Origin of the sequence: Colwellia sp. 6M3 (assembly GCF_014077595.1) — a bacterium.
In the GTDB taxonomy this organism is placed as follows: domain Bacteria; phylum Pseudomonadota; class Gammaproteobacteria; order Enterobacterales; family Alteromonadaceae; genus Cognaticolwellia.
Genome location: NZ_JACGWF010000085.1, coordinates 1 through 17,662 on the forward strand (window position 1 = coordinate 1; position 17,662 = coordinate 17,662).

Here is a 17,662-nt window from a genome sequence, read left to right on the forward strand (position 1 = left end):
CTTCGGAATAGCTTGTTTAATTTCCGAGATATCTTTTCATGTAAAAGCCCACCATTTAGTCTAAACCGTTCATTATTTAACCCCATAATAAAGCCTACAATTCCTTTACTATTTCAATTAACTCTGTCGTAGAAATAGATGGTGTACGTTCTAAATATACAACGTCGCAAATATCTTTAAACTCATCAAACTTACCCGCCCAATCGTCTCCCATCACTAACACATCGGCTTCAAATTGTTCAATATATTCTCTTTTTAGTTCGAGCGCCTCTTCAAAAAAGACTTGATCAACACATCTTAATGCAGCGACTATTTCTGCTCGGCTGGCTTGTTGACACACAGGGTAACGTTGTTTTTTTGAATAATTTAGTGCATCAGTAGAAATACCTACCGTTAAATGATGGCCGAGAGCTGCTGCTCTTTTTAATATATTTAAATGGCCGACATGAAAGATGTCAAAAGTGCCAAATGTTATAATTCTTTTCATTCAAATATTCCTTTATTTACTGGTTGAAAGTACGCTTAATTTTTTGTAGTTTTTGTAAAAGAGCGTTTGGGGTAACACTTAACAAGTTATACTTTAGAAAAATAGGTAAACTAAATTGTAGCGTATTAGCATCCTGTAGGGCTTTCTCGGCCAAAGAAAAAAGACTCTCATTTAAATAATCTTTATAATATTTTAAATGAATACTGCGCTCGATTAAACTCCAGTTCACTCTCAATTCGATATTATTATCTTTAACGAACAACATTAATTCTTTTAAACAGACAAGTTCAGCCATATGCATGGCATTATTATTCGAAGAATAATTTTGGCCATGAAACACATGTATAGCCAAAGGTTCCTCAACAAAATCAAAATCAGTTACTAATGAGAATCTAAGCCATACATCCCAATCATCGACCCCCATCAATTCTCTTTTTTCATTGAACAATCCTACTTGATCAAATACTGATTTGCGCACTACAACTGAACATGTTGGAACTAAGTTCTCCAAAACAAGCGAATTGAATATTTTTCCGCGACCATTATTTCTAGTGACTGTGATTTTTTTAGAGTTAGGTGACGTAAATTCTTTTATTGAGTATGAATACACTAAACCTATTTTTTTATTTGAAAACAAAGGTATCTGTTTAGCTAGCTTTGTAGGCAACCAAAAATCATCTTGATCACAAAAGGCTATAAATTCACCTTTGGCATGTTTTATCCCAAAATTTCGAGCATTAGCGATACCGCCATTGACTTTTTTTAATGGTTTAATTCTATTATCTATAGCCGCCAACTTGTCAATTAGTGCATCAGAATTATCGGTTGAACCATCATTAATTAATATGAGTTCAAAGTTTTCATAAGTCTGATCCACTAAAGTTTTTACTGTGTCTTCCAAGTATTTAGTTCCGTTATATACGGGAACAATAATTGAAACTAAAGGTTGAGGCATATTTTCTCCGAAAAAATTTTGATCTATTATTAATTAACACTTATCACGTTATTTTTTGAACATATTTTGCAATTCTTGCAGTAAGGATCTATTACCAAAGAAAACAGCTAAAAAATATCCCACGCCACCCGCTAGAATATCTACACATAATAACGTTGCGCCTTCAATTTCAAGCGACAAATTAGCAACTATAATGATTAATATCATTATTATAGAAGCCAGTAAAGAGGGACTTAAAGCTCTAATTATAGAAAACACATTGGTTGGTAATATTTTTGTAATTTCATATAACATTTTTATATACGCAGCCATTATAGAAATTACCCAAGCCCATGCTAAACCCGTAATTCCGGTGTCAATGAGTGGAATTACAGCTAAAACAAACACAACTATTGTTATAATATTATTCTTTAAAACTATATTTGAAAGACCCAAAGCATTTAGCATCCCAATTGACGTTTCTGTCAACAGCCTAAACGGTAAAGCAAAGCAAATAATTTGAATAATAATAGCGCTTTCGATCCATTTGCTTGTTAGTACTACTTCAATAAGTGGTTCAGCAACTAAGCCTAATCCGAAAAATAATGGGAAAACAAATAAAGAGATTAAACGTATCGACTTTAAGTAATAAGAAAGCACCCTGGGCTTGTCGTTATTGATCTTACTAAAAGCAGGAAAAGCTATTCTTCGAAGTTCTGGGGATAATTTACGCAGGGGAATAAAAGATATTTGTAACCCCACGCTATAGATACCAAGTTGAGAAGTAGTGAAATAATACCCTCCAACAATAAAATCTAACTGGCTATTAATTTCTGCGATGATTGATGAAATAGAGTTTTGTAAACCAAATGATAATAGCCGACTAGTTCTTTTGAAGTGCATGCCAAATGTAAAATCCGTTTTCATCAATAGGTTTGATGTTATCGATTTAACAAGGCTATTTACGACTAGACCAATAGCGATAGCCCAATACCCCATACCTAGATATGCGGCAACCAGAACAGAGGCTGGTGTAATCACTCCCATTATTAAGTCTATTTTTGCTAGAACTTTAAATTTCATTTGCTTGGCAAGCAATGCCATCGGGCGCACAGAAAGTGCCTCAATGAAATATGTAAACGCCATAAGCTGTAAAACTAACTCTGCTTGCTCTGTTTCGTAAAAACTAGCAAACCATGGAGCAAGAAAAAACTGTATGGCGGTGAATAATATTCCAAGCAGTATAGTTAAAGTAAAGAGAGTATCGAGTATAGGTTTACTGACTATTTTGAATCTAATAATGACATTACCAATGCTCAAAAAATTACCAGACATAAGTATTGCTGTCATTATCCCTACAATAGCCATAATGCCATAGTCTTCACTATTGAGTAGTCGAATTACCCAAAACGTTGCTCCCCAACGTAACAACTGGATAATAAATTTGCTTACCGCAAGCCATTTCATACCAGAAACAACAGAAGCCTTAAGGTTATCGCTCATTGTAGTAGCAGCATAATTTAATTGTTAGGTTCAACAACATTTTTGATAAATATCTAAGTATTGTGTCGCACACTGCTCTAGCGAATAATTAACCAAAAATTTTTCCTTGTTAGTCTTTGTAAAATGCTCAAATTCAGAATTTTTTGCTATTATGTCGGCTATATTTTTTGATAAGCACTGTATATCTCCATATTCATACAAATAGCCATTAACACCGTTCTGTACCAACTCACTATTGCCACCAACATTTGATGCTATTATAGGTGTACCACTTGCTATTGCCTCCAGTATAGCGAGAGACAACCCTTCAGTTTCGGACGTAACAATTAAACAGTCGATATTGGTGTATATTTCATCTCTGTCTGTAATAAAACCATTAAACGTCGACTCAACATCTGGAATTTTTAACTCAGCCAGCTTTCGATTGTTTTCGAGTAAATCACCCGTACCAAAAAAAGTAAGTGATATGCGTTTTTTAAGGCTGTCTGGTAATAATGATACCGCCTCTATCAATATGTGTTGAGCCTTCAAAGGCACAAACCTGCCAACTAAACCTAAACGAAATTTATTAGATAAGGTTTTATCTTGTTTCCGCTCTAATACACCATTAGCTATCGTAATACTTTTACCTTTGAAGTTGGGGTAAGTTGCTAAAAACTTGGTTTCAGCCATTTTTACAACAAAAACCATAGTGTCAACTCGAAAAGAAGCGAGTTTATATATCAAATACCACTTTAATGATTTATTCACCTGGTTATTATGGTGTGTAAAAACAATTTTTGTATTCACACCAAATGATGCAATGAGAACTCGCAGCAAGCAGTGAAGGCTATGAACATGAACTACGTCCATCATTTTAATTGTACTTCTAAGGACTGATAGTTTGGAGGTGATAGTTAAGAGGATATTCTGAGCTATAACTTCTTCTTCGAGGGGTTCACCATGATCTCCCATAGATAATATACTTACATCAAGCTTTTGATAACGTCGCTGGACGTTTGCTATGTCGATGCCAAACCTTTCGGCGCCGCCGACGTTTAGACTACTTAATACATGTAAGACCTTCATGTTTAATATACGACTCTTTTAATGCTTGTTTTAATAAAGGAAATTATGCTTTGAACTATTGGAATATAGCATAATGTACGACGTATTAAATATATGTTTGATGTGGCTGTTGTTGGAAAACAATATTGTTGTTTATAGCTATCAATGCTCCCTCTCATCAAGTCATACTTTTTTAACCCCTGTTTATAGGCTAAATCTATAGCACAATAGTGCATTGCTGCGCCTAAACTATTATGGCCATCTACTCTTTTAATGCCACTTTGATAATAAAACAATATATTACCTTTGATTAAACCGTAAAATACGGCAAGCACTTCATTTTGATAAGATAATTTAAACATCACTAGCTTCTTCTTTAAAAGCATATCTCTGGCATAGTTTTTGTGGAACTCAGTAAATTTATCACTACTAAATGCCCCTACTTTACCTTTTTCGTGCCAAACACTTTGATGGTTAACTTTGAGTTGCTGATAAAAGTCGTCGAAGTTTGCACTGTTATCTAATAATTCTATTTGGTAAATGTTTGTTTTCGCTATTGAACGTATTTTTCTTCTTAGCGTTTTACCTGGTAAATCAGCAATTAACTTACTCTCTTCAAAAACATCAACACAATACCTAAAACCATTTATCTCTTCTTGCTTGATCCAAATACTATGATTTAATGACTTTAGCCAATCATAAATATTACTTTTGGGGAGTATATTTTCAAATGATGCTTTTTTTATAGCGTGTTTAGTAACTATTTTAGAGAATTTGGCAAATACTTCACTCTTAAAGTTACTTTCAATAATGAAGTCTTGAAATTCACTACATACTTCGTCTACTTCATTTTCGCCTGTCGCAATAAAGCGTAGTTCATTGATAAAACGCCCTTTTTTTATATAACAAGGTATAACGCCCACTAATTGCTGTTTAAACCAATACGTGCAGATAAACAACGTATCATTTTTTCGAAAATACACTTCGATCCAATTTTTAATCCAAGTCCACTCAACACAAAGTAAACTCGAAGGCTGTTTGTCTAAAAAAAGGTTCCAGTGATTTTCTAACAATATAAAGTCACTAAAGGTAGTGACAATCGACTCTTCAATTTCACTCACCTCTACTGAATTATCATTGAGAAGGCTTGGAGTCGGCTTCACTTTATAACTTTTTATATGGTGGTTTTGCTAAAATATAGTCTCTATATTCATTAGGGTTACCCTCTTTTTCAGTTTCTGCAGCTTTAGCTATATTATACATCTCTCGAGCAGAAACGTAGTGGAGTACATAGTTGTCTCCATCGTTGTATTTACTCTCCAAATAGCTATGCATGTTGTGACGGTGCTCTCCTAAGAGAGTATCCATGTCACACTCTTGGGTGCCATGAGTATGTATTTTAATAAAAACCCACTCTGGCTTGCCTTTAACATGAATGTGAGAGTTAACCCATTGGTCGATTCTTGACTTAATGGGTGGCATTACCTTTCTTATATCTGAGTTTTCAATGTGAGGTAGGCCTTTTGCTGTGCGCCATCGAAGGTTTATACCTAAAGGACCTTGAATTAACATCAAATCGCCTTGTGGTTCCTTGCCTACTTCTGCGTCAACGCCTGTATTATGGCTCTTGCATTCACCTTCTTTACCAGAGGCATAGTAAATTGCATTCACTTTTTTAGTTTGAGCTGGGCTAGGGGCTGATGGCAAAGTCATATCAACATAACAACCTGTTTCTACTAATAAACTTAACTCGTTGTCTATTCCACACTTAACACCGCCAGGCAACGAATTGTCTAATGCCCAATTTCCGTGGATAAAAGCATACATTACTTGGCCTGTTACTGGATGAGTGGGTAATGCGCCATGGTCTTGGTGCAACATCGACGCAAAATCTACAATTGTTTTAGTGAAATTTTCGGCTGTGTCGTCATGATGGTGTAAATGGATCTCGATTTCACCGAAACCTTGATAACAAATATCTGACAACTTCGCTAAGTGTTCGAATCGATATTCTTCCTCCGGGTAGAAAAAACAATGTTTTGGATGAAAGCCATCAGCATCTTTATGTTGTTTTGCCATTTTAGGGTAATCTTCACACCAACGGTCAACCCTTGCTCTTTCAATGTCTATATCATCGTTATTCCATTGAGGCTCAAAATGATCAACAAAACAGAACATTATATGAATGGGCCCCTCAACTTTAGGCTTATTAAAAAGTTGTTTTATGTATGGAATAAACCATACATCCATATTTTTCTTTTTTAGCACTAACCAAAAGGCAAGCACTGCTAAAAGGGCTATGATTAAAATAAAATACATTATTTTTTTTCTCCAGATCTTGCTGTGCGCTGCCAACCACCGCTTTTATGCCCTTTTAAAAACTTTAAAAAGCCTTGTCCTAAGGCAATGTTCATTGATAAAAAGAAGCTAATTATCGATATTGCATTATTCACTTTTTCGCCGTTATCTATTTTTCGCTGGCCGTAAAGGCCAATGGTATAAAACAACACTTGCCCTACAAACACAAGTTTATAGAACGGGTTTGCAATTAACGCTAGATTTGTTAAAAAAATAACTAACATCAAGTGTGGTGCAAACCAACGTAACACCTTATGAGACCAGTAACATAAACTAAACCATCCTTGCAAAGGCGATAATGCCCAAAAGTTCACCATAAAGGCTTTATAGTTACCCACGCCAATTCTTACTCTTCGCCCATATTCTTCTTTCAAAGATGGGGCAATTTCTTCAGTCGCGATAGCTAATTCATTGTAAAGTACTTGATACCCCTGTTTCTTAACATTCATAACAATACAAAAGTCATCTACAACAGTATCTTTAGGTAAAGGAATATATAGCTCGCGCTTTATCGCATATATAGCACCATTGGCACCTAATAAACCGCCTAATGCTGATTCATATTTTTTAAGTAGCTGTTCGTACTGCCAATATAGACCGTCTTGGTTTTGATTGCCGGCATCGGTTTCTAAAATTAACTCACCAGAAACCGCACCAACTTTATCGGTAAAGCTGCGTATTAATATATCGACAGCATCATTATTAAACTCTGTATTAGCATCGGTTAGCACTAAATAGTCTGCAGTTGATTGCGAAATTAGATCATTTAAAACTGATATTTTCCCTCTATTTTCAGGGAAATCGTGTGCTTTGACGCGAGGTTCGGTAAATCCGGTAATAATCTCACCCGTTTTATCTTTACTACCGTCTGAAGCAACTAAAATGTTTAATGTGCCTGGGTAGTTTTGCGCTAATGCGTTTTCAATGCGTGCTTTAATGCAAGACTCTTCGTTGTACGCCGCGATAATAATGTCTACGCTTGGGTATTCAGTAATATCTTGTAGCGTAATGCTTTTTGGCTTAACAAGTAATTTTAATAGAAGCGGATAAACAAAGTAGGAATACATTAATAAACTTAATGATACCCAAAAAATAACTAACATTTATTTACACCTTTTTGTATTACTTTCGCGGGAATACCAACAGCAGTAACATTACTCGGCAAGTTTTTAACCACCACTGCATTCGCACCAATTTTTACATTATCACCAATGGTAATACCACCAATAATTTTTGCGCCAGCTCCAATAAAAATATTGCTACCTAACACAGGTGCTTTACCTTTTTCGTCACCAATAACCACACCGCTTTCCACCACAATATTGTTACCACCAACAACTTTAGAGTTTATAACAACACCTACTGGGTGCATAATAACAAACCCTTTATCAAATCTTGCCCCTGCACCGATAACACAACCATTAATTACACGATTCAACCATAAAGTAATAAGTGCTAACGGGGATAGTTTATATTTTACTAACCAGCTAGTGAGACGATATAAAGCATTCGCAGATGTGCCATCACTCACTAATGTTCGCACCAGTGATACTTGATAGCCTTCATCAGTTAATATTTGCTGTTTTTGCCTAATGTCACTTTTTAGATATTTCATGATTCATCCATTTTTTCTAAAACATGCTGAACATTGTTTTGCCAATTAAATTGGCTCGCATGTTTAAGAATAACTTCAGTTGACCATTTAATGTTCATTGCTTTTTCCATTGCTGCGGCCAACATTAATTCATTTTTAGCATCAACCAGCAAACCTACATCATTGTTAACAACTTCAGGAATTCCCCCTACACGGGTGGAAATTACAGGAGTACCGCTTGCGAATGATTCCAACAATACGTTGGGCACTCCTTCACGGTAACTCGGTAGAACTAAAAAATTAGCGCAACGAATATACTCAGCAACTTGTGATAAAACTACAGAACCACGTAATCGAATACTATCAGTAAGCCCATGCTGGTTAATTTTATCCACCAAACTATTTTTCATTGGCCCTTCACCTATAATGTCTAGCTGCATTTCAGGAAACTTTTGTTTCACTTGAATAAATGCTGCAAGCAGTTCGTTACACCCTTTTGTTTCAATTAAACTCCCCACAAAAACAAAATTTTGGCGATACGGCTTCTGATTTATCGGATAAAAAACATCAGGATTTACACCATTATAATTAACGGATAATTTCTGCTTACTAATACCTATACCTTTCAAAGCATCAGCTAAAGCTTGGCTAGCACAAAAAATTGTATTTGCTTTATTAAGCCATTTTTTCATCAAACGACTACGCGCTGGGAACTTACTATTTTCATTAACATCTGTACCATGCACCTTCACAAAAAAAGGTAACTGCATGAACTTATTCAGCATAGAGGCAGCAACTGCATCGGGGAATCCCCATGAGGCTAAAATTGCAGAGAAACGCTGTTTTTTTATCCAAGGCAAATAAAATAGTAATGATAAAAATTGAAAAGCAGGAACGATTCGTCGACCAAATTTAGGTATATAAAAATATGGGCAATATTTGATATTCTGCGAGCTATCGCATGCCTGGCGATGACTTAGCCATTCTTTCCAGGGCAACAATACAATAATTTTTACTGCTAAATTTGTATTGAGAAGGTCAAATTGTTGCTTGTTAAAACTTGCTCTATTCGGTCCCCATGGAACTGGATATAAATTAGTGATAATAAGTAAGGGCTTTTTTGCTTCAAGCATCTACTTAGCAAGCCTTTCGTAAACAGGCAAGTACTGTTTAGCTGTATTTAACCAATTGCGCTCTTCTCGCACAAACGTTAAACCTTGCTCACTTATTTGTTTTAATAATATTTCATTATCAATTACTTCAATAATTTTAGAGGCTAATGCGGCTGCATTGTCTGCTGGAAATAAAAAGCCTGTTTCCCCGTCAACGATCAGTTCACGATGTCCACCAATATCTGATGCAATAACAGGTTTAAACTGTGCCATAGACTCTAACGGTTTTAACGGTGTAACTAACTCAGTTAAACGAATACTTTCACGAGGAAATACCATTACGTCGGCCAAGCTATAATAACGACTCACTTGCTCAAAGGGCACACGGCCAACAAAAGTAACAAATTTGTCTAACTTAGCTTGAGCCACTTGTTGTTTTAAGTTTTCAAATTCATTACCGGCACCAACTAGCAGCAAGTGAATATCATCACGAGTTTTCGCAATAGATTCCATTGCATCAATTGCGTAAGCTAAACCTTCGTACTTAAAAAAAGTGCCGACAAATGCCACCACTTTTTTACCTGATAAGTTAAGAGATTGTTCTAATTCGTTATCTCTTTGATAGGACGGTTGGAAATTTTCAATATCTACAGCGTTAGGAGTTACAAATATTTTATGCTCAGGTATGTTTCGTTTAATGATATCCGCTTTTAACCCCTCACAAATACAACTAACAGCATCTACTTTTTCAAAAGCACTTTGTTCAATCGTTTTGATCATACGATACTTAAAGCTGCCTTCTTTAGTTTTTCCGGTGTCTACAGCTGCATCTTCCCATAGTGCTCTCACTTCATAAGTAACAGGAATATTGTGTTTTTTCCCTACTTTAACGGCAGCTAATGCGTTGAACATAGGCGAATGGGTTTGAATAACATCAGGCTTATCTGCCAAAACGGCTTTTTCAATTCGTTTAGCTAAATGATTGATGTGTAATATATAATTAATTAAAGGTATTTTAGATAAAAAGGAGGTCGACTTTTCAGTACGTTGATAAACAACACCTTCAACATCTTCTTCTAAGGCTTTAAATTCTTGATAGCGTTGGCTTGTTAGCTGATTGGTGGCTATTCCAATCTTTCGTTGATGACGAATAATAGCGTCAGAACGCAAAGAATAACCACTTATATTTGGTCTCGAATATTCCAATACATGTAAAACTTTCAACTAAATTTCCTTCTCACTAAGATTTTAACCAAACAAAAAAAACATAAGAAAAATAACTAGCGACCCTTGCCAAATAACACAATTTCAACGGTGCGGATTAAAATCAGTAAATCCAACATAAAGCTGCGATGTTTAATGTAATACAAATCGTATTTTAGCTTTTCTAAAGAGTCTTTTTCTGTAGCACCATATGGGTACTTAAGTTGAGCCCAGCCGGTTAAACCAGGTTTAACATTGTGGCGTTCGTTATAATAAGGAATGTTTTTGATTAATTGTTGAACAAATTCTGGGCGCTCAGGTCGAGGGCCAACAAAACCCATATCACCCATCATTACATTATAAATTTGTGGTAATTCGTCAATGCGATATTTTCTAATAGCTTTACCAATTCGAGTTGTTCTATCATCATCTTTTGAAGCCATTTGCGCGCCATTTTTTTCTGCGTCGATTCGCATACTTCTAAATTTAACAATTTTAAAAGCTTGACCGTCTAAACCCACACGTTCTTGAGAATAGAAAATAGGCGCTTTTATGCCATCTTCAAGCTTAATTAACAATGCTGTGATCAGCATTACAGGCCATGTAACAAGAAATAAGAAGAAGCCCATAGTCGCGTTGAAAATCCAATCGAGGGTGTTTCGTAAATGATTAGCAGAAGCAAAGCCATTGGAATATATAACCCAGCTTGGATAAATTAAGTTAACTGCAATCTGGCCGGTTTCTCGTTCAATAAAGTCAAGAATCTCCGTTATTTCAACGCCTCTGATTTTACAGGCAAAGAGTTCGTCAACTGGCAAGTTCTCTCGGCGTTCATCATTGGCAACAACGATTTCATCAATTTGATGTTCTAGAGCGTAATTAACTAACGAGCAGTCTAAATTAATTCTATTTTCGTTGACAATGCCATGATCGGCATCACCATTCATAACGACAAAGCCGTGCATAAAAAAGCCTTGACGGTCAACGTCGCGTCGCATGCGCTTCTCTATAATTGAAGCTCTTTCACCTGCTCCTAGTACTAAAATATTACGTTTGTTGAAACCAAAAAAGTCTATTTGCAATGTAAAGTACCTTACACCGCATACCAAAAAGAAACTGACTAATGAAGCGCCCGCAAGTAACTCAATGGCTAAAGATCCTGAGCCATAAAAAGGGTTAACTAATGAAACAATAAAAAAACCTATCGCTATAGAAACAAGCAACCTTCTAATTACTCCTCTTAAATTCTCTCTTAATTTTGAATCATAAAGTCCCATAGCTAGGCATGATAACTGTACTACTAAGGCAAAAACCACAGAGTGTATAAATAGAATATTCATCGGTATACTTTGCGTATCATGTACTACAAACTGAAAGACTTTATTTAAGTACAAGCTGAGCAAAAGTGCGCCTGCAAAGCAGACAAACTCGATTAAGACTAAAGATTTACTACCCGCTGATAAATCACGAAATTTAGGGCTAGACATTAGGTAAGAAAATTCCTTTCTAGTGAGAAAAAATAGTTCAGTAATAGATGTTTTTATTTTTTAAGCTGTATATTAGAATTGATTCACTGCTAAATGTAAACAATAGACTAATTTAAATACAACAATTACAATCCGATTACAGAAATTAATAATGTGCATCAATTGTGAAAATCAAATACAATCAATCAGCTTATATAAAAATCGGTTGTAAATAATAAGGTTAAAACCATGGAAAAACGCATGACTAATACATTAAAAGCGATTCTATTTCTTACTCTGGGTTACATTTTAACTGGGTGTAGCTCTACTACATTACCTCCTGCTAAACTTCATCAGTCGAATACTGTTGATGTAGACTCATACAAATATTTAATTGGTGCGGGCGATGTGGTTAACATTTTTGTTTGGCGAAACCCTGAAGTTTCTGGCACATTTAAAGTCCGACCTGATGGTATGATAACAACGTCACTAGTTGAAGATATTCCTGTATCAGGTAAAACTCCAACTGAGCTAGCCCGCTCAATTGAAGAGATACTTGCCACTTACTTGCGTGAACCTGTTGTAACCGTAACCGTTAACAACTTCGTTGGTCCTTTTAGTGAGCAAATTCGTGTTATTGGTGAAGCAGCAGAACCCCAAGCAGTTAATTATATACAACACATGACATTATTAGACGTGATGATTCGTGTAGGTGGTTTAACTGAGTTTGCTAACGGTAACGGTGCAAAATTAGTAAGAATTGAAAATGGCCTTCAAAAGCAATATGAAATATACATTGAAGATTTGATAAAAAATGGGGAAATATTGGCTAACGTTGATGTATTACCTGGCGATATTATTGTAATACCTGAAACATGGTTTTAAGCACAATATTTTTATTTACCTGTTTTAGAGGTCAGGAATGCAAGAAATTATAGAACAAATTGTCGATTATCTTAAAGGCATTTGGCTTAAACGACGCTTTATTATCATCTCGACTTGGTTGATATGCCCTTTTGCTTGGATTTTTATTTCCCAAATGGATAATGTTTATGAGTCTGATGCACGAGTATACGCTGATACTCAGTCTATTCTTGGTCCTTTACTTAAAGGGTTAACGGTAAACACTGACCCCGAGGTACAAATACGATTAATGATTAAAACGTTGTTAAGTCGCCCGAACTTAGAGCGTATTACGCGTATGACTGATCTTGATGTTCAAGCCAATACACCCGCAGCTTATGAAGAGCTAATAGATAATTTAAAATCTAACATTATAATTAAAAAAACGGGTGGTCGTAACGAAAATATATTTACTATAACTTATCGCGATAAAAACCCAGAAATGGCTAAGAATGTTGTAAATTCTGCACTGACAGTATTTATTGAAAATACCTTAGGCGAAAACCGTAGTGATTCTAATACCGCACAAAAATTCTTAACCACACAAATAAAAGATTATGAGAATCGCTTATTGGCAGCTGAGTCTCGCTTGACTGATTTTAAACAGAAGTACAGTGGTGTATTACCTGATCAATATGGTGGTTTTTATCAAAAACTAAATATTGTTAAAGAGCAACTCAAAATAACTGAACTGAACTTGCTTGAACAGCAAACACAATTAAAATCAGCAAAGTCACAATTGAGCTCTTCACCATCTAGTAGTGATAATGCCCAAAATAATATAATGAACTCTAATAGTATTCAAACAACTTATGACGATCGAATTTCGGAGTTAGAAGCTAATTTGGATTCGCTACAATTACGTTATACTGAAATGCATCCTGACGTTAAAGAAGTTAAACGCAGGCTTGATCATTTAAACAAGCAACGTAGCAAAGAAATTGACGAATATTTAACTGCCACAAACGGTGGCGATAGTAATAAGCTTTCAACTAGCCAAAATCCTGTTATTCAACAATTACAAATACAAGTGAATCAACTGGAAAACGCCGTTGCTTCAACTAATGTTCGAGCGAAAGATTATCGCCAACAAGTTAAAGAATTAGAAAGTAAAATTCATATATTACCTGAAATTGAAGCTGAATTAACCTCGTTAGATCGTGGTTATGAAATAACAAAAGAGAAATATGAAGAATTACTTAATCGTCAGGAAACGGCTCAATTAGCACAACAAGCAGATGAAACTACTAACCCTATACAATTTAGAGTTATTGACCCACCTAGAGCACCTACAGAACCAGCAGGACCAAAACGAATTCTGTTTTTGTTTGCCGCTACAATTTTTGCATTTGGTGTAGGTGTTGGTTTATCACTATTATTTAGTCAAATTAACCCTGTAGTTACCTCAAGTAGCCAAGTGTCAAAACTTACTGGCATTCCTGTTTTTGGTATTGTATCTGCCACCGAAAACTTAGGTTTACAACGTTGGCATAAAAGAAAAACCCTGATATTTATTGTTTCTAATAGTGTATTACTGATAATGCTGGCATTTTTTGTACTTTATGCCATTGCACCCAATGCTATATTAGCGCCGATCAGAGGAATTTTATAATTTATGAGTATCATCGAAAAAGCGCTAGCAAAACAGCAACAGAAAAATAATCAAACTTCTGTTGAAGTGGAGCAACAAACGCCTCAAGAAGAAACCTCCAACAATACTGTTGATTTAAGCCCAAAAGATATCTTGGCGCTTGATAAAACAGGTTTAGCTGAACGAGGTTATCTCATTGATAATGGTACTCGAAAGAGTATTAAAGATGAGTTTAGGCAAATTAAACGCAAGTTACTCAATAATGCCTTTGGCAACGCTTCGAAAACTCTTCACCATAGTAATTTAATTATGGTTAGCAGCGCTAAGCCTAATGAAGGGAAAACCTTTGTGGCAATCAATTTAGCGCTTAGTATTGCCCTTGAGCAAGATAAAACTGTACTACTTATTGATGCTGACGTACTTAGACCGAGTGTAGTACGCGAGTTAGGTGTTGAAGAAAAGCCTGGGCTTATTGAGTATTTATTAGGTAAGTCTGAAAAAGTAAGTGATATTATCTATAACACCGATATCGATAAACTTAAACTCATTCCAGCGGGTAAGCCACACCATTTATCTAACGAGTTATTAGCCAGTGAGAAAATGGCTACGTTAGCGAATGAATTGGCTAACCGATATCCTGATCGTATCGTTATTTTTGATTGCCCGCCATTAATAGGTGTAACCGAAACACTGGTTCTAGCTAGTCTAATGGGTCAAGGTGTGATTGTAGTTGAAGAGTCTAAAAGTTCTATAGCTGATATACAGGCAGCAACACGACACCTCAATGAAGACCTAGCATTAGGACTCGTTCTTAATAAAGCAATAAGATCTCATAAGGATTTGTATGGCTATTACGGCTATGGGTATGGCGCATAAAACTAAACTCAGTGCGGTTTGTGTTGCATTGATTTGCTCTAACTTTGCTAATGCAGGTGACTGGCAGTTTGACCCCAGTATCAACATTGATGAAACATATTCTGATAATGTTCGCTTAACCGCTAACAATGAACAATCCAGTTTGGTAACTCAAGCAGGATTAAGCCTTGAGTCCACCTATAAAGCTCAACAAGCAGAATTTAATTTTTCTTCAGAAAGTATTTATGCTTTATATAGCCATGATCATGAACTTGATAATGATTACCACACGGTATCGAGTGATTTAAGGGTTCAACTTTGGCCTAACGGTATTGTTGTCTTTGCTGGTTTAGATATATCTAACCAATCACGAAATGGCAGTCGAAATGCTTTAGCCGACATTGTATCAGCTGATACAGTTCAAGTAGAAAATTATGATGGTGGCGTAGAGTATAATATCAACAATAGTGATTTTATTATAAATTCTTCAATTGGCTTTCGACAAACTAATTCAGCAGATAATATTGGTAATAGAGAGGGTGTAATTGCTCAGTTAGATAGTGTCAATGGCACTAATGCTCGTTATGTATTCTGGGAATTAGAACACAGCTACCAGGATTCAAAAAACAATAATCAGCAAGGTAAACAAAGCCAAAGTGAAGTCAAAATAGGATTAATAACTGACTTGGGCCTTAACCCCTTTATTCGATATTATGATGAAGATAATAGTGGTGATCTAAATAGTGGTAATCGCTCTATTGAGTCCAATTCTTACGGTTTAGGTGTTCGATGGTTAATTACACCACGCTTAGGTTTAAATGCTTCTTATAATCAGCCTATAGGTGATAATCTTGATTTAGATGGTGACGAGCAAAAGCCGTATGTTAATGCTTCAATTCAATGGCAACCCTCACCTCGCACCAAGCTTGAAGCCAATATTTCAGAGCGCTTTTATGGCACTAGTTATGGTCTAGACTTTACCCATAGAAATAAACGATTAACCAACACCATTAGTTATGTCGAAGATGTTCAGTCTTTTACCCGTAATAATTTTGTTTCAAATATAGTAGGCTTTTATTTTTGTCCTTCGAGTAATATAACATCAGTTGCTGATTGTATTATCCAAGATGAAGGGAATATATTTCCTGACAACCCAAATGATCTAAACAACCCAGGGTTTCAAATATTTCCTATTCAAGACTTTACCTTAGTTGAAGATAATGTATTTTCATTAAATAAAACCTTAAGTTGGAGCTCCACTTTAGCGTTACCTAGAACTACAATTAGCTTTAACGCTAACGTGCAAAATCGAGAAAATTTAGAGTCTCTTAATAAAGATGAACAAAGCACAACCAGTCTAAATATAAAACGTAAAGTAAGTGGACGTTCAAGTATCAACTTAGATTTATCTTATACCGAAACAAATTTACTAGTAGATACTGAATTCGAACGTATCGATAGGTATCGTCGATATCAAATTAGCTACGAAAAATCATTAAATAGTGCCTTGTCTTTTGATTTATCACTGAGCTATTTAAACAGAAGCTCTGATAATGCATTGTTCAATTATGAAGAAGGTCGCGTTAGAGCCAAAATAACCAAAGGTTTTTAGCAGTATGTATGAAAATTACTATGGTTTTAAAGAAAGACCGTTTCAATTAAGCCCAGATCCAAGATTTTTTTTCGCTTCTAATCATCATCAACGCGCCTTGTCTTACCTGCAATATGGTTTAGATCAAGGTGAAGGCTTTATTGTGGTAACCGGACCCATTGGTACTGGAAAAACCACTATAGCTCGCAATTTACTTAATAACTTAGCGGACAAAAGCATTGTAGCCGCGCAACTTGTGACCACAAAGCTTAACCCTCAAGAATTGCTCGAGTTAGTAGTTTCTGAATTTAATATTACTGTTGAAGGTAATAGCAAAGCTGATTTACTGCAAGGTATTGAGAAGTTTCTTATTCAGTTACACCAACAAGGAAAGCGCGCGTTATTAATTGTTGATGAAGCACAAAACCTGCCAAGTGAAACAGTAGAAGAGTTACGTATGTTGTCTAATTTCCAGCTAGATAATAAACCTTTGATACAAAGTTTTTTACTCGGTCAAGAAGAGCTTAAAGGTATTATACAAGCACCAAATATGGAGCAATTTCGTCAACGTATTATTGCTTCTGCACATTTAAAACCTTTATCAAAAGAAGAAGTTAAGAAATATATTAATCATCGATTACATCAAGCAGGTTGCAATAAAGAAGATTTGTTTTCTGATGCAGCCTTTGAACTTATTCATGAGAAGACTTTAGGTGTACCACGAAAAATTAATATTTTTGTTGATAGATTACTTTTGTTCGGCTTTTTAGAAGAGCTCAAAAGTATAAACTCAGCGGCGATTAATGAAGTAGCTAAAGAAATGGAAGTAGAGCTAACGGGTTCATTAAACGCGGCACAATTGGCCAGTAATGAACCAAAGCAAGTAGTTGTTAATTCCTCTGAGAAAGTAGAGAGTATCAAAGAAATTTTACGTGAAGTTGAAGAAATATTAGAAGGAAATATCAAACAAAAAATAAAAATGGCGCGTTATGTCGATAAAATGCTTAAACATAAAAGC

16 protein-coding genes are annotated in these 17,662 nt (G+C 35.5%); 5 read left to right on the forward strand and 11 right to left on the reverse strand.

The window, feature by feature from the left end:
• Nucleotides 1-94: 94 nt before the first annotated feature.
• Genes H4J50_RS15300 through H4J50_RS15350 form a run of 11 tightly spaced genes read right to left on the reverse strand, consistent with a single transcriptional unit; the run spans nt 95 to nt 11,725 of the window.
• Nucleotides 95-487 (reverse strand): adenylyltransferase/cytidyltransferase family protein, encoded by a 393-nt coding sequence (locus tag H4J50_RS15300; RefSeq protein WP_182257250.1) that lies wholly within the window; start codon nt 485-487, stop codon nt 95-97.
• 16 nt (nt 488-503) lie between these two features.
• Nucleotides 504-1,442, reverse strand: coding sequence for a glycosyltransferase (locus H4J50_RS15305; protein ID WP_182257251.1), 939 nt, complete (start codon nt 1,440-1,442; stop codon nt 504-506).
• A 48-nt stretch (nt 1,443-1,490) separates the two neighbouring features.
• Nucleotides 1,491-2,924 carry a lipopolysaccharide biosynthesis protein gene (locus H4J50_RS15310; RefSeq protein WP_182257252.1) on the reverse strand — a complete coding sequence of 478 codons (1,434 nt, stop codon included), beginning with the start codon at nt 2,922-2,924 and terminating at the stop codon, nt 1,491-1,493.
• Nucleotides 2,925-2,954: 30 nt separating this feature from the next.
• Nucleotides 2,955-3,992 (reverse strand): glycosyltransferase family 4 protein, encoded by a 1,038-nt coding sequence (locus tag H4J50_RS15315; protein WP_182257253.1) that lies wholly within the window; start codon nt 3,990-3,992, stop codon nt 2,955-2,957.
• A gap of 2 nt (nt 3,993-3,994) precedes the next feature.
• A complete protein-coding gene (locus H4J50_RS15320; protein WP_182257254.1) occupies nt 3,995-5,134 on the reverse strand; it encodes a GNAT family N-acetyltransferase in 1,140 nt (379 codons plus the stop codon).
• A 1-nt stretch (nt 5,135) separates the two neighbouring features.
• Nucleotides 5,136-6,290: a hypothetical protein gene (locus H4J50_RS15325; RefSeq protein ID WP_182257255.1), complete on the reverse strand. Its 1,155-nt coding sequence runs from the start codon at nt 6,288-6,290 to the stop codon at nt 5,136-5,138.
• Nucleotides 6,290-7,432: a glycosyltransferase family 2 protein gene (locus H4J50_RS15330; RefSeq protein ID WP_182257256.1), complete on the reverse strand. Its 1,143-nt coding sequence runs from the start codon at nt 7,430-7,432 to the stop codon at nt 6,290-6,292. The genes H4J50_RS15325 and H4J50_RS15330 overlap by 1 nt, the downstream gene beginning before the upstream one ends.
• Complete coding sequence (locus H4J50_RS15335) at nt 7,426-7,944, reverse strand: serine O-acetyltransferase (RefSeq protein ID WP_182257257.1); 519 nt, start codon at nt 7,942-7,944, stop codon at nt 7,426-7,428. Before H4J50_RS15335 ends, H4J50_RS15330 begins: the two co-directional genes overlap by 7 nt.
• Nucleotides 7,941-9,056, reverse strand: a complete 1,116-nt coding sequence (locus H4J50_RS15340) for a glycosyltransferase (RefSeq protein WP_182257258.1) — start codon at nt 9,054-9,056, stop codon at nt 7,941-7,943. Before H4J50_RS15340 ends, H4J50_RS15335 begins: the two co-directional genes overlap by 4 nt.
• On the reverse strand, nt 9,057-10,259 hold the full coding sequence (locus H4J50_RS15345) for a TIGR04063 family PEP-CTERM/XrtA system glycosyltransferase (RefSeq protein ID WP_182257259.1): 1,203 nt from the start codon (nt 10,257-10,259) through the stop codon (nt 9,057-9,059).
• Between the two features lie 56 nt (nt 10,260-10,315).
• Complete coding sequence (locus H4J50_RS15350) at nt 10,316-11,725, reverse strand: TIGR03013 family XrtA/PEP-CTERM system glycosyltransferase (RefSeq protein WP_182257260.1); 1,410 nt, start codon at nt 11,723-11,725, stop codon at nt 10,316-10,318.
• 240 nt (nt 11,726-11,965) lie between these two features.
• Here H4J50_RS15350 and H4J50_RS15355 point away from each other — a divergent pair, with 240 nt between their 5' ends.
• The 5 genes from H4J50_RS15355 to H4J50_RS15375 form a co-directional block, all read left to right on the forward strand.
• Nucleotides 11,966-12,589 (forward strand): XrtA/PEP-CTERM system exopolysaccharide export protein, encoded by a 624-nt coding sequence (locus tag H4J50_RS15355; protein ID WP_259366268.1) that lies wholly within the window; start codon nt 11,966-11,968, stop codon nt 12,587-12,589.
• 37 nt (nt 12,590-12,626) lie between these two features.
• Complete coding sequence (locus H4J50_RS15360; RefSeq protein WP_182257262.1) at nt 12,627-14,219, forward strand: XrtA system polysaccharide chain length determinant; 1,593 nt, start codon at nt 12,627-12,629, stop codon at nt 14,217-14,219.
• A gap of 3 nt (nt 14,220-14,222) precedes the next feature.
• Nucleotides 14,223-15,074, forward strand: coding sequence for an XrtA-associated tyrosine autokinase (locus tag H4J50_RS15365; protein ID WP_182257263.1), 852 nt, complete (start codon nt 14,223-14,225; stop codon nt 15,072-15,074).
• Entirely contained in the window at nt 15,043-16,665 is a 1,623-nt protein-coding gene (locus tag H4J50_RS15370) for a TIGR03016 family PEP-CTERM system-associated outer membrane protein (RefSeq protein ID WP_182257264.1), read from the forward strand. The genes H4J50_RS15365 and H4J50_RS15370 overlap by 32 nt, the downstream gene beginning before the upstream one ends.
• A 4-nt stretch (nt 16,666-16,669) precedes the next feature.
• Nucleotides 16,670-17,662 (forward strand): XrtA/PEP-CTERM system-associated ATPase (locus H4J50_RS15375; protein WP_182257265.1); only part of this gene is annotated, 993 nt, incomplete at its 3' end.

What these genes read in the sequence shown, in the direction of transcription:
- H4J50_RS15300 (WP_182257250.1), bottom strand. Translation starts at nt 487, where the DNA reads ATGAAAAGAATTATAACATTTGGCACTTTTGACATCTTTCATGTCGGC.
- H4J50_RS15305 (WP_182257251.1), bottom strand. Translation starts at nt 1,442, where the DNA reads ATGCCTCAACCTTTAGTTTCAATTATTGTTCCCGTATATAACGGAACT.
- H4J50_RS15310 (WP_182257252.1), bottom strand. Translation starts at nt 2,924, where the DNA reads ATGAGCGATAACCTTAAGGCTTCTGTTGTTTCTGGTATGAAATGGCTT.
- H4J50_RS15315 (WP_182257253.1), bottom strand. Translation starts at nt 3,992, where the DNA reads ATGAAGGTCTTACATGTATTAAGTAGTCTAAACGTCGGCGGCGCCGAA.
- H4J50_RS15325 (WP_182257255.1), bottom strand. Translation starts at nt 6,290, where the DNA reads ATGTATTTTATTTTAATCATAGCCCTTTTAGCAGTGCTTGCCTTTTGG.
- H4J50_RS15330 (WP_182257256.1), bottom strand. Translation starts at nt 7,432, where the DNA reads ATGTTAGTTATTTTTTGGGTATCATTAAGTTTATTAATGTATTCCTAC.
- H4J50_RS15335 (WP_182257257.1), bottom strand. Translation starts at nt 7,944, where the DNA reads ATGAAATATCTAAAAAGTGACATTAGGCAAAAACAGCAAATATTAACT.
- H4J50_RS15340 (WP_182257258.1), bottom strand. Translation starts at nt 9,056, where the DNA reads ATGCTTGAAGCAAAAAAGCCCTTACTTATTATCACTAATTTATATCCA.
- H4J50_RS15350 (WP_182257260.1), bottom strand. Translation starts at nt 11,725, where the DNA reads ATGTCTAGCCCTAAATTTCGTGATTTATCAGCGGGTAGTAAATCTTTA.
- H4J50_RS15355 (WP_259366268.1), top strand. Translation starts at nt 11,966, where the DNA reads ATGACTAATACATTAAAAGCGATTCTATTTCTTACTCTGGGTTACATT.
- H4J50_RS15360 (WP_182257262.1), top strand. Translation starts at nt 12,627, where the DNA reads ATGCAAGAAATTATAGAACAAATTGTCGATTATCTTAAAGGCATTTGG.
- H4J50_RS15365 (WP_182257263.1), top strand. Translation starts at nt 14,223, where the DNA reads ATGAGTATCATCGAAAAAGCGCTAGCAAAACAGCAACAGAAAAATAAT.
- H4J50_RS15370 (WP_182257264.1), top strand. Translation starts at nt 15,043, where the DNA reads ATGGCTATTACGGCTATGGGTATGGCGCATAAAACTAAACTCAGTGCG.